The sequence below is a fragment of the Armatimonadota bacterium genome (genome assembly GCA_018268395.1).
GTDB lineage: Bacteria > Armatimonadota > Fimbriimonadia > Fimbriimonadales > Fimbriimonadaceae > JAEURO01.
On record JAFDWQ010000003.1, the window covers coordinates 657,416 to 671,741 of the forward strand.

The window sequence follows — 14,326 nt, forward strand, 5'->3', positions numbered from 1 at the left end:
GGGCGATGCACCTGCTCGCCTTGGCTTGCGTCCTGACCGTTCCGGCGTCGGTCGAACGCGACGGTTACGGGGTAGCGAAGATCACGGCTCCGACCGCCGCGGAAGCCTTCCGCCTGATGGGCCGCACGGTCGCCGAAGACCGCCTGTGGCAAATGGAGACCAGCCGCCGTGTCGCACGCGGTCAGATGGCGGAGATCATGGGCCCGTCCGCACTCGCCGCGGACAAAGAGACCGTGAAGACGGGATATTCGGACGAGGAATACGACGCGTTCTTCCGTCGGCTCTCACGGGAGGCCCAGACCGCTTTCACCGAATACGCTGCGGGCGTGAACGAGGCCATCGAAGCCAGGAGGGCGGCAGGCACGCTACCGCCGGACTACGCCCAATCGGGGTTCGCGCCGCGGCCGTGGACCGTGACCGATTCGATGGCCATCGAAGTCATGCTCGCGCGACGGTTCGGTACGGGCGGTGCCGGCGAACTTCGCAACTACGCGCTCTATCTCTATCTCTCGACGCAGCCCTGCAAGGCCAAGGTGTTGGACGTGATCGACGACCTGGCATGGCAGAACGATCCGGCGTCCGTCCCTACGGCCTCGAAAGCCGACGACCCCTTGGCGAAGTCCCATGTCGTCTTTTCGGAACCGGCCCGTGCCCAGACCGAAGCTCAATTGAAAGCCGTTCCCCCGGTCAGCCTTCTGGAACTGGCACCGGCCATCCGTGCTGCGAACGGTGACGAGTCGCGGTTGATCGCGGAGTCCGTCCAGGCCCCGTATGAAACCGGAAGTTATTGCGTCGTCGTGTCCGGCAAGCGGTCGAAGACGGGCAAGCCGTTCTTGATGAGCGCACCTCAAATGGGGCACAGTTCGCCCAGCATCGTCCACGAGATCGCTTTGAACGCCCCGGGACTTCAGGTCGCCGGTATCGACGTCCCTGGGATCCCCGCAATCGTGATCGGAAACACGCCCCACTTCGCCTGGGGTCTGACCACCGGGGTCGCGGACATTGCCGACATCGTCTGGTCGAAGGGCGAGACCGGCGTGGTCCGCAGGACGGTGGAGGTCAAGGTCAAAGACGCTGCACCTGCGAAGGTCGAGGTCGTCCGGACCGCGCACGGACCGGTCGTGTTCGAATCCCGTTCGTCCGGCGCGAAGTTTGCCCAGCGCAGCAGTTATTGGATGAAAGAGGTCGCCGGTTGGAGCACGCTCTATGAGATGTACCACGCCAGGACCGTCGAAGAACTGACGAAGACCCTGCCGGCGATCGCGATGAACATGAACTTCTTCTACGCGACCACGTCGGGGGAGACCGGATGGCAGTACCTGGGTGCGTTCCCGATGCGAGCGGAAGGCACCGATCCTCGGTTCCCGGTCGAGGCCACGCCCAGGAACGCTTGGGGCCGCATGATGAACGCCGCGGAAATGCCCCATCTGCGGAACCCGGGTTCCGGGATCATCGCGAACTGGAACAACAAGCCGGCGACGTGGTGGCCCAACATGGACACGCCGGCCTGGGGCGCGCTCTTCCGGAACGAGGTGTTGTGGCGGTCGCTGAAAGGCGAAAGACTGGGGCGATGGGACCTCGAAAAGGCGGCCTGGGACATCGCCCGAAAGGACACCGACACGAACTCGGCGTTCGTCCCCCTGTTCCAGAACGCTATGAAGGGTGACGACACGCCTGCGGCGCGACTGTTGCGCCAAGCGGACGAATGGAACGTCCAGTCGTCGCCCGCCGCCCTGCTCTATCGGCAGACCGTTTCGGTCTTGCGGAAGACGCTTTTCCAACAGCACACGGGCAATTTCACGAGCGACGCGTTGTTCACCCGCGTCGTGCAACCGAGCGTCCTCCTGAAGGCGATCAAGGGCCAGACCAAATTCGACTATCTCGCCGGACGAAAGGCGAACGACGTTTTGCGGGCCTCGGCGGAGGACGCCTACAAGGGGCTGGCCGCGCAGCTTGGAGACGAACCGGCGGCATGGGTCACGGGTGTCGGAACGTTCAAAGGGCCGGACGGGTCGACCGTCCTGTACGGCGACCGAGGCACGTACATCCAGATCACCGAACTGACGACGGTCCCCGCCGCGCGGAGCGTCGCTTCGCCTGGCGTCAGCGAGTCCGGCCCGCACACTTCCGACCAACTCGACCTCGCCAAGCAATGGTCTTACAAGCCTGTATGGAAGGTCGGGGACTAACCGGTATCCTCATCGACAGATGCGACGCGCGCTCGGAAAGGGCCTGACCCAGTTCTTGGACGAACCGTTGGAGGCTCCGCCCGCCGACGTCGCGGTCGAAGCGGTCCAACCGAACCCCCGTCAGCCCCGACGCCATTTCGACGAGGAGGCCTTGGCCGAGCTCGCCGCCTCGATCCGGGAACACGGTGTGCTGCAACCACTGGTCGTGCGTCCGGTCGGAGACGAACGCTTTGAACTGATCGCAGGCGAACGTCGGTTGCGGGCCGCAAAGTTGGCGGGCCTGAAGACGGTGCCGGTCTCCGTGCGCACCGCGAGCGCCCAAGCCTCGCTCGAGATCGCCCTCATTGAAAACGTACAGCGCGAAGACATCAATCCGATCGAGTGCGCCGAGGCGTACCGTATGCTCGCCGAAGAGTTCGGCCTCAATCAAGACCAAGTCGCCGCCAAGGTCGGAAAGTCACGGGCCGCCGTGTCCAACACGCTCCGACTGTTAAAACTTTCCGAGGACGTCCAGGCCGCCGTTCAAGACGGCCGCATCACCGAGGGCCATGCCCGGGCACTCTTGATGGTGGACAGCCCTGTCCGGCAACGTGCCCTGTTCGAGCGGATCGTCGCCGAAGGACTCTCGGTCCGCGAAACCGAGCGTCTCGCCCGTGGCGAGGCCCGGCCCCCGCAAGCGCCGAAGTCCGCAGAAGAACGACGCGAAGATCCGAACGTCGTCCGTATCCAGTCGCGGCTGTCGGAACACTTCGGGGCCAAGGTCAAGGTCGACCATGGCCGGAACCGTGGCCGCATCAGCATCGAATACTTTTCTGAGGACGAGTTGGAAGGGATCCTCGAAAAGATGGGCCTCGTGCTCGGATAGCCCATGTGCGGGATCGCCGGTTACGTCCGAACAAAAGGTTCTCCGGTCGCAGCGGGCTGGGCTCGGAACGCGGAATGTACGCTCGAACACCGTGGTCCTGACGACTCGTGCCACGCTGTTTGGAGCGGTTCCGGACTCGCGATCGGTCGGATCGGCGAGGTTCCGCCGGACGGTCTCGCAGGCCTCGTCCACCGTCGGCTCTCGATCATCGACCTGTCCCCGTTGGGGCGGCAGCCCATGGTCTCGCCAGAAGCACGTTTTGTATCAGCCTTTAACGGAGAGATCTACAACTATCGGGAGATTCGGGCCCGTCTCGAGGCTCGAGGCGAGAGGTTCCAAAGCCAGTCAGATTCCGAAGTGCTCTTGCGTTCGTTCTCCCTGGACGGACCGTCGAGCCTGGACGAAGCGGTCGGCATGTACGCGCTGGCCGTCCTGGACCTTTCGGAGAAGACGCTGTTCCTCGCAAGGGACCCCGCCGGCATCAAGCCTCTCTATTGGGTGCAGACCGATGCCGGATTCGCGTTCGCTAGCGAGCCGGCCGTCCTTCTGGAGTGGCCTGGCGTCGGGCGAGGTGCCGATCCGCAAGGCTTGGTCGACTATCTGCGGTTCGGCTTCACCGACCACCGGGACACCGGTCTCTTCGCGGATGTGAACCAGCTCCGGGCGGGGTCGCACATGTCGGTCGAACTGGAAACGTGCCGGGTCAGGCCGTCTGTCCGGACCTTCACGTTCGCACCCAGGGCCCCGTTCGAAGGGTGCCGGGAGCAAGCGGCGACGGCGCTGAAGGACGTCCTTTGCGAGAGCGTCGACCTCCACCTTCGGGCCGACGTCCCCGTCGCGACCTGCCTGTCCGGAGGTATCGACTCGTCGACGATCGCCATGTTGATGCGGCACGTCGGCGGGCCGCAGACGGAGATCCATAGCTTCAGTCACTTGGCGCGAGGGACCGCGTTCGACGAAGAGCGCTACATGGACATGGTCAACGAGGCGTGCGGCGCCGTCCCCCATAAGGTTCAAAGCACGCCCGAAGACCTTTCCCGGGACCTTCCGCGCCTTATCCGCTGCCAGCAAGAACCGTTCTCGACGACCAGCATCTATGCCCAGTACAGGGTCATGGAAGCCCTTCGGCAGGCCGGGCTCAAGGTGACGCTGGACGGTCAAGGCGCCGACGAGCTCTTCGGAGGGTACAGCTTCCACATCGGGGCACGGATCGGTTCGCTTGTCCGACAAGGGCGGCTGGGCGCAGCCTTCACCTTGGCCCGTCAGGCCGACGGCAACGCAGGCCTCACGACGAAGCGTCATTGGTCGAACGCCATGGACTATGTGCTTCCGGCCGGATTCAGGTCGTTCGCAAGGAACGCGGCAGGGAAGAGCCTGGTCCCGGCGTGGCTCGATACGGACTGGTGCGACCGTCACGGCGTCGCCCCCGACCCGTACCGGACGGCGGGCGGGACCCAGACGTTGAAAACGGCCCTGACCCGCGGCTTGGAGGGTCCAGGGCTGACCCACTTGCTGCGCTATGAAGACCGGAACTCGATGGCGTTCGGCGTGGAGAGCCGCGTCCCGTTCGTCAGTCGGCCCGTCATCGAATTCGCGTTGTCGCTGCCCGAGGAGTTTCTTATCGGGCCGCAAGGCGAGACCAAAACGCTTCTAAGGCAAGCGATGAGGGGGATCGTGCCGGACGCGGTCCTCGACCGCCGAGACAAAGTCGCGTTCCAGACTCCCGAGGACGAATGGATGAAAGCGCTGGCGCCTTGGATCGACGAAACGTTGAACTCTGACGCGGCCCGCCGAGCCGGGCCCCTTAAGGCCGACGCCGCCCTGGCGCACTGGAACCGGGTCCGGTCCGGGGAGGCCGCCTATGGGCCCGCGGTCTGGCGTTGGGCGAACCTGATCGAGTGGATCCGGGCCTTCGACGTCTGCGTCCCTTGATCCTCCGACCTTGTCCTGCCATAATCGGGTCGTCCCGGCGACGTAGCTCAGTTGGTTAGAGCAGACGGTTCATACCCGTCAGGTCGACAGTTCGAGTCTGTCCGTCGCTACCATCTTTCTCGAACTTCAACGTTCCCGGCTTCAGCCCCAACGACTTATGAAAGGCGTGTGTGAACGCGCTCGGGCTCGTGTAGCCGACCGCCCAGGCGGCTTGTCCGACGTCGCGGCCTTCGGCGATCAAGCGGAGGGCTTCAAGGTGCCGGGCTCGGCGCAGCCACCGTCCTAGGCTTATCCCGGTCTCTCCCGCAAAGTCTCTTTCCAAGGAACGGCGCGACGTCCCGACCTCCTTGGCCAGGGCGTCCGAGCCCAGCCTGACGTTCCGCAAGGCCAGTTCGGCGACGGCTCTAAGCCGTTTCGATCGGGGAAGGGGCAGCCCGCCTGCGCCCTCACGGGCCGTCGCCGTCCGTTCGGAAAGAAGGACGGCCAGGCGCCTTTCACCCGGCGAGGACTTTGTCAGCGGCCCGATGCGGCACGCTTCGAGGACCAGCTCCTTGAGGAGCGGCTCGACCGTGACGACGGCAAGAGCGCGCGGCCGCGCAAGTTCCGGCGCGAGATAGACCGTCCGAAGGTGGAGCGGGCCCGAGTGGGCGACCCGTAGCGGGTGTCCTTCCGGCACCCACAGGCCGGAATCGGGCGTCAACAGCCACTGCGCCTCGGCGGCGGTGGCCCACATTGCTCCTCGGACGGAGTACACGAGCCGGGGCCATGCCGCCGCGTCCCACCGCATGGTCGCGCCCTTAGCGGTGTCCGTCGACCAGAAGCGGACAAGGACGCCCCGCTCGACCGTTTGGCGTAAAATCGGCATAAAGTGTCAGAACCTCGATATTCTGCCATGCCCGGAGCCCTGTAACATCCTGTCGTGTCGAAACACGCCGCTCCCTTCAACGTTTCCCATTTCGCCGTGAACGCCCATGACGTCGACCGCGCCGCCGACTTCTACGGTAGCGTGTTCGGTTGGACGTGCCAGCCGTGGGGCCCTCCCGGCTTCTTCCTGATCACGACCGGCGACGGGATCCATGGCGCGCTTCAGGGCGTCCAGGACCACCCTGTCCCGACGCGGGTCGGGGCCTTCGAGTGCACCGTATCGGTCGACGACGTGGACCGCGTCCTCGCTGAAATCGAGGCCAAGGGAGGGACGGTCCAGTCCGGGAAGGTCACGATCCCCGGGGTCGGTGACATCGCCCGCGTCATCGACCCCGAGGGGAACGTGTTCTGCATCGCCAAGTACAGCGACTGAAGGTCAGCCTTCGACGGTCAAGGAAAACTTCAGCGTCTTCGTCGTTCCAGGCTCTACAGAAACCTTCCACTGGGCGGTCGACGCGTCGAGCCTGACGCTCTTCTCGGATTCCGACACGAGCTTGGCGCCGTACCACGATTGGACGACCCGGACGACGACGCTGCCCTTCTTCTGGTTGGTCAGCGTCGACTCGACGTCATAGCGGAGATGGCGTTTGTCGAGCCGGGTCGTCTTGACCCTCTTTGTTTCGGCCCGGACGTCGAAGACGCTCGATAGGGTCAGACTGATGCGGTCGTCCCTCGGCGAGTCCGGTATCGAGGCGGCGCCGACATAGCGGCCACTGTCGTAAACGCGCACGGCCCCTTGGGGCAAGGGCATCCCTAGCCCGGACTTGACCGAGTTGGAAAAGCTGACCGCAAGCTGGGCGTTCTGGCGTTGGGGCCGGTCGCTCCCGTACATGTAGGTGTCGGGAAGCCTTACGCTGTAGTCCTTGGCGATCGGGACCGAGTCCGAAAAGAACATCTTCAGTCTGTTCATCTGGTCCGATGCGATCGTCGACGTCGACTGGACTTTGTACTCGTAAAGCTCTCCGACGACCTCGGGTGCACTGACTTGCGTCTTGCGCGCCGAAAATCCGGACATGTCTTTGTCCTCTGACTCGGACAAGGTGGCCGATCGCTGTGGGCTTTCGAACCTTCTTTCCCGTACGGCACGGTTTGGAGATCCGGCCACCAGAGTGACCGCCGCGCTGGGAAAGACCGTGCCTGTCGTGTTCGTGACGGTCGCCCAACACTCCAGTGCGGCCTTTTCGCCGTCCTCGTCCAGAGTCGCGACATAGTCCGCGCTCCAAGACAGGCCCCTCGTCAGATAGCTCACCGTCATTTCGGCGTCTCCGGCCGTCGTCGATTGGACGTCGGCCTTGAGGCTCGGACGCAGGACGACGTCGCCAGTGTCCGGTACGACCACGGTCGCAGGAGGGTTCACATAGAGTTTGCCGCCGCTTTCGAACACGGTGCCCCCCTCTCCGGCCGACTGGAGCATGCCCTTCAGTCGTTGCCCCTCGCGGCCGTTCTCGCCGTACCAGACGAGTTCGACCTCCTGTCCGAGATACCGCTTCAACAGATGGCCCGATTCGGCCGAACCCAGGTCGTAGGTGTTACCGACGACGTCAGCCTTGACGGCGCCCTTCCATCCGAAGAGGACGGACTCCGGATCCAAGACCGGGCTCACGTCACGCACGCTGACCTTCGTCTTGCCCTGTGCGAGGCGGACCGCCCGGGACTCCTGGACCATCGCGAAGTCCTGCTTGTAGACGGAGAGTTCGATGCCGGTCCGTTCTGACTTGGACACCGGTTCGGCGCGGGCGGTCCGGCCGCAACCGGTCGTCACGACCAAGGCGCAGGACGACAGGGCCAAGCCGGCCCAAACGATCGACCGCCGGTCGCGGAGCGGAGAGGAACGCAAAGTCTGCATGTCCTTGAGTGTCCGTCATCCGGCGGCTCGTTCAAGGGCCTAGCGGCGGTTACGATCCTGACTTCAGAGGGATCATGGTCGCCGCCCCGTCGCTCGTGATGCCTTGGGCGACGGAAATCCCGGTGAACGTGACTTCGTAACCTACGAAGACACCGGTCTTGGCGTCAAGATAGACCTTGCCCTCGGACGTGCCCGTGCTGCCTTCCGGTTGGAACGTCATTGTCGTGATCAGGCAGTCGCGCTCGTTCCACTTGCCCGGTCCGACGTATTCGATCTCGGACTTGCCCTTCGCCTTCGCGAGCGTCCATTTGGCTCCCGGCGCGGCTCCGTCCTTCGGCCACTTCACCCGGGCAAAGGCGGACATGACGTTCTCGATCTCGCTGCCCGGCTCGGGATGGTCGCCGACCGGTTCGCCGTCAGCGTCGACTTTGGACACGGACGGTTCGGAGGGCTGGTCCATGTCGTTGTCCATGATGTGGACCTTGCCGTCGACCATCTTGCTCTCGATCTCCATCACGCCCTTGTCGTCGACGGAGAGGATTTTGCGGGAGAGCTTTCCTGTGAACCGGCCCTCCTGTCCCATCGCTGTGAACTTCATCTCGAGCCCCCACACGAAAGTGTCGCCCGCCTTGGGCTTCATGGGTTCGACTTTGACGGTCTGGGCCTGGACGGACGCCACGGCGGCCAGGACGGCGAGGGATGCGAGAATGCGGGCCATGCCGCACGATACTGAGTGGGAGCCGGCCGGGTTTCAAGTCCGTATGACCTTTGTCACGGGCGCGCAGGCACGTCTGCCCGTACGGTATGCTGGAAGTTCGAGAGCACCCCTATGATCTTTGTCGCCACCGTGGCCGTCGCGGCCCAGCTTTGTATGCCCAAGGTGTCGACAATGGTACCGACGGATTTCCGCGGCAAGACGGTGCACTCCGGCCCTTCGGTCGGCGAAAAAGTCATCGCTTTGACCTTCGACGACGGGCCAAGCCCCTTCACCACGCCGCAGGTGTTGGCGACCCTAAAGCGCTACCACGCGCAGGCGACGTTCTTCGTCGTCGGTGAAATGGTGAAGGGCCGGGAAAAACTGCTCCGACGCATGGTCGCCGACGGCCACGTGATCGGCAACCATACGTTCTCGCACGCCTACCACCCGAGCGCCGAAAAAGCGGCGATCGAGGTCCATAACACGAACCTCGCCGTGTTCAAGGCCACAGGCAAGTTCCCGGTCGTGTTCCGCCCCCCGGGAGGATTCGCCGAATCGTGGACCGCGAAACTGGCCAAGAGCCAAGGCATGCCCTCCGTGATCTGGACCGGCGACAGCGGGGACTGCCGGACTCAAAGCTCCGATGCTGTCTACCGGAACGTCATCGCTCAGTCACGGCCCGGAGCGATCATTCTGATGCACGATATCAAACCTTGGACGACGGCCGCGGTCCCCCGCATCATGTCGACTTTGGCGGCTAAAGGGTATCGGTTCATCACGGTCCCCGAAATGCTCCAAGTCTGGCAGCGGGCCCGCCGGGAAGCCGCCGACTTGCGGCTTGCGGCCAACTCGAAGAAAGACCTCGCCGGCTGACAGGCGCTCAGACGGCCGTCGCCGCTTCCTGCTCGCCCCGCGATTGCGGGACGACGGACCCTTGTGCCGGATCGAGGTTGACGAACGTGATCGATCCGTTCGGTTTGACCTCGAGTCGGTAGCCCCGGACCTCGGCCGTCGGTCGCGCCACACGGATGTAGTCGCGGACTTCCTGAAAGTCTTTGGCCTGTTGGTCCCGGACCGCTTCGACCGTCGCGCCGGCCATGAATCGGGCATAGTCCGCGCACAAGGCTTCGGCCGGGCCGTCAGACGAAGGGCCGTGGAAGATCAGCAGCACCATTTCGATCTCGTGAGCGTGAAGGAGGAAGGCCAGTTCCTTGCGGTGACCGTCCGAGCGGACGAACTCGGCGCCGGAAGCCGAGAGCGCTCCTGGTCCGCCCGGCAGGTACAAGCGGTCGTACCTCTTGACCTGGAGGCGGTCGTCGAGGAACTCGTCCAAGTTCTCTTGCAGACGGCCGTCCGAGCACGCGACGACGAGGACGTGGGGACGTTCGGGGTTCCAAGGGATGTGGCTGTCGAAAGGGTGCGGCATCTGGAAGTCTGCCTCCAGTATGCTCCGAGACGACCGTGGCCGTCTGGATGTCCCGTTTTCAAGCCGGTCGGATCCTAGACTCTTGGGGGCGGCCAGGCCTTATCGAGTCTCCGGACCTGGGATTGACCACCGTGCCCGTCTCTTTTGACGGCCTGCACGCCGTGTTCCCTGACGGGACGCGCCTGTCGAAGGACACGCTCCTTACTGTCCGCAAAGCCGAGCGCAAGTGCTTCGTGTGCGACTCGGACGGCACCGTCGAGATCCGCGTCTTCAGCGAGACGACCGGGTGGGTCCGATCGCTCTGTCCGACCACCGGGGCACCGACGATGCTCGTATCAGGAATCCCGATGCACCGCATCAAGGACACCGAGCCGTGGGCCGACACGGAAGCGAAGGTCAGGGCACTCGGAAAAGTCCACGGCCGGGTGCTCGATACGGCGACCGGACTGGGATACTCGGCCGTGCTCCTGGCCGATCAGGCGGACGAAGTCGTCACCGTCGAGCTCGACACGGCGGGGCTGGACGTGGCGCGCCTGAACCCGTGGTCGCAACGACTGTTCACCGCTCCCAACATCACACAACTCGTCAGCGACGCGTTCGAAGCGGTAGAGGCTTTTCCGCCGGCTCGTTTCAACGCCGTCTTTCATGACCCGCCCACGATCCAACTTGCCGGCGAGCTGTACTCGCTGGAGTTTTATCGCCGGTTGCGCCGTGTCCTCTGTACGAAGGGACGTCTGTTCCACTACATCGGTGACCCGGACAGCGGATTGGGCAAGAAAGTGACCGAAGGCGTGATCCGCCGGTTGCACGAAGCGGGCTTCCCCAAGGTCGAACGACGGCCGGAAGCCTTCGGCGTGACCGCTTCCGTCCGAACGCGATAACTGCTAACATCCGCCCCATGGGAATCGACGGCAGTCTGACGCGGAAGGAGTTCCTCGGCACGGTAGCCCTCCTTGCGCTGACCCCCCGACAGGCCGGCGCCCAGACGCCTTCGCGAGGGCCGGACCTCAACGAGGCTGACCTCGCTGCAGCAGAAAAGGTGGCGGGGATCACGCTGGACGACGCCCACCGGAAACTGGCGGTACCTGGAGTCAAACAGAGCGTCGCGAACTTCCCTGGGATCCGCGCGCTCGACATGCCGAACGACGTCGAACCCCACACCGTCTTCACTCCGGTCGGACGACAACCTAAACCCGGCAAAAAGTCGTCCCTTAAGACAGCGCCTGTCAGAGTCTCTTCGGTACCGGTCGGCGAAGACCTGGCCTTTCTCAGCGTCACGGAAATCGGCGCGCTGCTTCGCTCGAAAAGGGTCACGTCGACCGATCTGACCGAGCTGTACCTGCAGCGTCTCCAAACGTACGGGCCGAAGCTGGACTGTGTCGTCACGCTCACCGCGGAACTGGCCCGAAGCCAAGCGAAGAAAGCGGACGCCGAACTCGCCGCCGGCAAAGTCCGCGGACCGCTCCACGGAGTGCCCTACGGCATCAAAGACCTGTTCGCCGTGAAGGGTTACCGAACGACGTGGGGCGCAGAAGCCTTCAAAGACCAGGTGTTCGACCACGATGCAGCGGTCGTGGAGAAGTTGACGGAAGCCGGTGCCGTCTGCCTGGCCAAACTGTCGTGCGGCGCCCTGGCCTACGACGACGTTTGGTGGGGAGGCCAGACGAAGAACCCCTGGAACACCAAGCAGGGGTCAAGCGGTTCCTCTGCCGGATCGGCGTGCGCGACGGCGGCGGGCCTTGTCGGGTTCTCGATCGGGACCGAGACGCTGGGCTCGATCATCTCGCCCTCGAACAGGTGCCGCGTGTCCGGCCTTCGACCGACTTATGGGCGCGTGAGCCGTTACGGCGGCATGGTCTTGACGTACACGATGGACAAGGTCGGACCGATCTGTAGGACGATCGAGGACTGCGCGGTCGTCCTGTCCTGCATCCATGGTGCGGACCCTCGCGACCTGGCTTCCGTGGACCGACCCTTCGATTATAGGTTCGATACGGACGTCAAAAAGCTCAAAATCGGTTTCCTGTACGGTGAGCGGGAAAGAGTCGACGATCCCGCACCGATGGACAAGGCCGAGTTCTTGAAACCGCTGCGCGATGCGGGCGCCGTCGTCCGCCCCGTCAAGTTCTCCGACCCGCCCGAAGGGATCTGGACCTTGCTGACGGCCGAAGCGGCGGCCACCTTCGACCGCCTGACCCGGTCCGAAGACATCGAAAGGATCGGCAAACTCTGGCCACCAGAGTTCCTGGCCGCGCGATACCTGCCCGCCGTCGAATACATCAACGCCCACCGGGCGCGTGCCCTGATGGCCAAGACCTTCGAAGAGGAGTTCGGCGACTTCGACGTCGTCGTGACCGACAAGTTCTGGGACAGCGCGTTCACGGTCTGCAACGGGACGGGCCATCCACAAGCGATCGTGCCATGGGGCCTGAACGGCAGCCAGCCTCGAAGCGTCTCCGTGATCGGAAGGCTGTACGGTGAGGGCGTCATGGCCGCCGTGGCGCACCGCATCCAATCGATGGGCGGCTACCATCGGCTACGGCCCGACGCTTCAAAGTACTAAGCCAGGCGGATCGACGACGCGCGCCGGGACATCGCCGACCGACAGGACCGTACCCGTCTCGGTGGCCCGGTTCGCGAGCATCGCCCCGGCCAAAGCGCCGAACCGGGGGCTTGTGCACGACCTCGTGACGTTACCGACCTTCGCACCGTCTTGGACGACGTCGGAACCAGGCAGGACGTCGGCGCCGCAAGACAGCACGACCCATGTCCGGTTCGTGTGGCCTCGACTATGGATGCGCTGTAGCACTTCCTGTCCGACGTAACATCCCTTGTCGTAAGCGACGTGGGCCTTCTCGAAACGGACGCCGAGCTCGGGTGGTAGCGTCTTTGAGTCCGTATCGGACCCGACGACGGGCAGGCCCTGTTCGAGGCAGACCGTCCGCCACGCTTCCACGTCGGCTTCGGGAACGTCGGCGGGCCTTGTCGCAAGGTCGGATCCGAAGGGTCCGGTTCGGGGAGACGGTCGGTCGCCGGGTACAGGGACTGGCGACTGCCAGGTCCAGACTTCGGTCGACAGGACGTCGAGCACCACGTCTTCCAAAATCACGAAGTCCGAGATGCGCCGTTCGAGGACGGCAAGGTCTGACGTCTGGAGGATCCAGGCGACGTCGTCCTTCCAGACACGGACGACGGCCTCGAGTTGCCCCGTCGCCTTCGTCAGGCAGGCGTCGAGGAACGACCGGCCGACGAGCCGCCGAAGGTCGTTCGTCACTTGGCCCTGCAACCATGTCTCCACATCGGCGCCGGACAACCGCACGAGCGCTCCTTCGATCCGCACGACGGCGCCCCGTCCGGTCAGGTCCGTGTATCCTCGCATCCGCAGTGGGATTGTCCCACCTGCGCCGCTCACGATGGGCCCGTTGCTCGTCTTCGCCGTTCTGGGAGGTTCGCTCGGTCTCGTCGACCGGGAGGTCAAGGTCTTCGAGCGCGCGGCCGCGAAAGAAATCCGGTCCAAGCTACAAGGCGAAGCGGCCCGCGTCAAGGTGGAGGCCGAGCCCGACGGACTGGGCGTCCTTTGGGGCGCGCTCGACCGTGCGACCATCACGGCCTCGGGATTCTCGGTGGACGAGCTCCCTCTCTTCGTGGAACCGGAGCGTTCTCAAGCTGGACGATGTGGAAACCTGACATTAAGGCTGCATGACTTTAAGTTGAAGGGGCTCCGCGTCGAATCGCTGGACGCGAGCATTCCGGCCTGCCGCTATGACCGGTCCTTGGCCCTGAAATCGAAGACGTTCCGCTTGAGCCGCTCGGGAACCGGATCCGGGACCGTTCGGATCCTGCAAGACGACCTGTCGGCGTTCGTGGAGGCCAAGTACGCCGAGATCAAGACGGCCAGAGTCCAAGTGCGGAGCGGCATCGTACGGGTGGACGGCTATGGCGAGTTCCTCATCGTCAAGACGGACTTCACGGTGATCGCGTCCTTGGTCCCCGTCGATGGAGAGAGGCTCGAACTGCGAGAGGCCACCGTTTGGTTCGACGGGCGTCGGGCCGATCCGTTCGCGGCCGAAACGTTGCTCAAGACCCTGAACCCGGTCGTGGACTTCGACTCCGACCTGGGGCTCTATGGCGCGGTCAAGGTCGAAAAACTGGAACTTCGCGACGGCGTCCTGACCGCGACGGGCAGGACGCGCATCCCCGTGCGGCCAGGGTCAAGGCCGCCAATGACGGTACTTCCAAAGGGTCAAGAACGCTTCCGGGGCGTCCGTCCACCGGATCTTCTTACCGGCCGCCTTCGACCGCGGCTCGTACCGGATCGGAACTTCGTGGATGTGTTCACCGAGCCGGACGGCCTTCGCCGTGACCTCGGGACAGAACTCGAACCGTTCGGACCGTAGCGACATCTCTTCGAGCAACGACCGCTTCAAGGCCTTGTAACACGTGGCTT

General features: G+C 64.3%; 12 protein-coding genes, 1 tRNA gene and 1 pseudogene. 9 read left to right on the forward strand and 5 right to left on the reverse strand.

What is annotated here, in order from left to right:
* The first annotated feature begins 5 nt into the window (after positions 1–5).
* The 4 genes from JST30_08540 to JST30_08555 all read left to right on the forward strand — a co-directional run bounded on the left by JST30_08540 (position 6) and on the right by JST30_08555 (position 5,099).
* On the forward strand, positions 6–2,189 hold the full coding sequence (locus tag JST30_08540; GenBank protein ID MBS1714371.1) for a penicillin acylase family protein: 2,184 nt from the start codon (positions 6–8) through the stop codon (positions 2,187–2,189).
* A 19-nt stretch (positions 2,190–2,208) separates the two neighbouring features.
* The gene (locus tag JST30_08545) at positions 2,209–3,054 is read left to right on the forward strand and encodes a ParB/RepB/Spo0J family partition protein (GenBank protein MBS1714372.1); all 846 of its coding nucleotides are present in this window, start codon (positions 2,209–2,211) and stop codon (positions 3,052–3,054) included.
* A 3-nt stretch (positions 3,055–3,057) separates the two neighbouring features.
* Positions 3,058–4,986: an asparagine synthase (glutamine-hydrolyzing) gene (asnB, locus tag JST30_08550; protein MBS1714373.1), complete on the forward strand. Its 1,929-nt coding sequence runs from the start codon at positions 3,058–3,060 to the stop codon at positions 4,984–4,986.
* A 36-nt stretch (positions 4,987–5,022) separates the two neighbouring features.
* Positions 5,023–5,099, forward strand: a tRNA-Met gene (locus tag JST30_08555).
* A 17-nt stretch (positions 5,100–5,116) separates the two neighbouring features.
* Here the strand turns inward: JST30_08555 and JST30_08560 are convergent.
* A pseudogene (locus JST30_08560) lies at positions 5,117–5,689 on the reverse strand (helix-turn-helix domain-containing protein).
* A 216-nt stretch (positions 5,690–5,905) separates the two neighbouring features.
* Between JST30_08560 and JST30_08565 the strand changes: the two are divergent.
* On the forward strand, positions 5,906–6,283 hold the full coding sequence (locus tag JST30_08565; GenBank protein MBS1714374.1) for a VOC family protein: 378 nt from the start codon (positions 5,906–5,908) through the stop codon (positions 6,281–6,283).
* Between the two features lie 3 nt (positions 6,284–6,286).
* On the opposite strand, the gene JST30_08570 is transcribed toward JST30_08565, so the two are convergent.
* Both JST30_08570 and JST30_08575 read right to left on the reverse strand, forming a co-directional pair.
* The gene (locus JST30_08570) at positions 6,287–7,756 is read right to left on the reverse strand and encodes a DUF4139 domain-containing protein (protein ID MBS1714375.1); all 1,470 of its coding nucleotides are present in this window, start codon (positions 7,754–7,756) and stop codon (positions 6,287–6,289) included.
* A 49-nt stretch (positions 7,757–7,805) separates the two neighbouring features.
* Positions 7,806–8,474: a hypothetical protein gene (locus JST30_08575; GenBank protein ID MBS1714376.1), complete on the reverse strand. Its 669-nt coding sequence runs from the start codon at positions 8,472–8,474 to the stop codon at positions 7,806–7,808.
* A gap of 111 nt (positions 8,475–8,585) precedes the next feature.
* Here JST30_08575 and JST30_08580 point away from each other — a divergent pair, with 111 nt between their 5' ends.
* Positions 8,586–9,326: a polysaccharide deacetylase family protein gene (locus JST30_08580; protein MBS1714377.1), complete on the forward strand. Its 741-nt coding sequence runs from the start codon at positions 8,586–8,588 to the stop codon at positions 9,324–9,326.
* 7 nt (positions 9,327–9,333) lie between these two features.
* Here JST30_08580 and JST30_08585 read toward each other — a convergent pair whose 3' ends face one another.
* Complete coding sequence (locus JST30_08585) at positions 9,334–9,879, reverse strand: hypothetical protein (GenBank protein ID MBS1714378.1); 546 nt, start codon at positions 9,877–9,879, stop codon at positions 9,334–9,336.
* Between the two features lie 35 nt (positions 9,880–9,914).
* Here JST30_08585 and JST30_08590 point away from each other — a divergent pair, with 35 nt between their 5' ends.
* Positions 9,915–10,760, forward strand: a complete 846-nt coding sequence (locus JST30_08590) for a spermine synthase (protein ID MBS1714379.1) — start codon at positions 9,915–9,917, stop codon at positions 10,758–10,760.
* 17 nt (positions 10,761–10,777) lie between these two features.
* Complete coding sequence (locus tag JST30_08595; GenBank protein MBS1714380.1) at positions 10,778–12,442, forward strand: amidase; 1,665 nt, start codon at positions 10,778–10,780, stop codon at positions 12,440–12,442.
* Here the strand turns inward: JST30_08595 and JST30_08600 are convergent.
* Positions 12,431–13,258 (reverse strand): hypothetical protein, encoded by an 828-nt coding sequence (locus JST30_08600; protein MBS1714381.1) that lies wholly within the window; start codon positions 13,256–13,258, stop codon positions 12,431–12,433. The genes JST30_08595 and JST30_08600 overlap by 12 nt on opposite strands.
* A gap of 34 nt (positions 13,259–13,292) precedes the next feature.
* Here JST30_08600 and JST30_08605 point away from each other — a divergent pair, with 34 nt between their 5' ends.
* A complete protein-coding gene (locus tag JST30_08605) occupies positions 13,293–14,276 on the forward strand; it encodes a DUF2993 domain-containing protein (protein ID MBS1714382.1) in 984 nt (327 codons plus the stop codon).
* The last annotated feature ends 50 nt before the right edge of the window (positions 14,277–14,326 follow it).

What these genes read in the sequence shown, in the direction of transcription:
- JST30_08540 (MBS1714371.1), top strand. Translation starts at nt 6, where the DNA reads ATGCACCTGCTCGCCTTGGCTTGCGTCCTGACCGTTCCGGCGTCGGTC.
- JST30_08545 (MBS1714372.1), top strand. Translation starts at nt 2,209, where the DNA reads ATGCGACGCGCGCTCGGAAAGGGCCTGACCCAGTTCTTGGACGAACCG.
- asnB (MBS1714373.1), top strand. Translation starts at nt 3,058, where the DNA reads ATGTGCGGGATCGCCGGTTACGTCCGAACAAAAGGTTCTCCGGTCGCA.
- JST30_08570 (MBS1714375.1), bottom strand. Translation starts at nt 7,756, where the DNA reads ATGCAGACTTTGCGTTCCTCTCCGCTCCGCGACCGGCGGTCGATCGTT.
- JST30_08575 (MBS1714376.1), bottom strand. Translation starts at nt 8,474, where the DNA reads ATGGCCCGCATTCTCGCATCCCTCGCCGTCCTGGCCGCCGTGGCGTCC.
- JST30_08580 (MBS1714377.1), top strand. Translation starts at nt 8,586, where the DNA reads ATGATCTTTGTCGCCACCGTGGCCGTCGCGGCCCAGCTTTGTATGCCC.
- JST30_08585 (MBS1714378.1), bottom strand. Translation starts at nt 9,879, where the DNA reads ATGCCGCACCCTTTCGACAGCCACATCCCTTGGAACCCCGAACGTCCC.
- JST30_08595 (MBS1714380.1), top strand. Translation starts at nt 10,778, where the DNA reads ATGGGAATCGACGGCAGTCTGACGCGGAAGGAGTTCCTCGGCACGGTA.
- JST30_08600 (MBS1714381.1), bottom strand. Translation starts at nt 13,258, where the DNA reads ATGCGAGGATACACGGACCTGACCGGACGGGGCGCCGTCGTGCGGATC.
- JST30_08605 (MBS1714382.1), top strand. Translation starts at nt 13,293, where the DNA reads ATGGGCCCGTTGCTCGTCTTCGCCGTTCTGGGAGGTTCGCTCGGTCTC.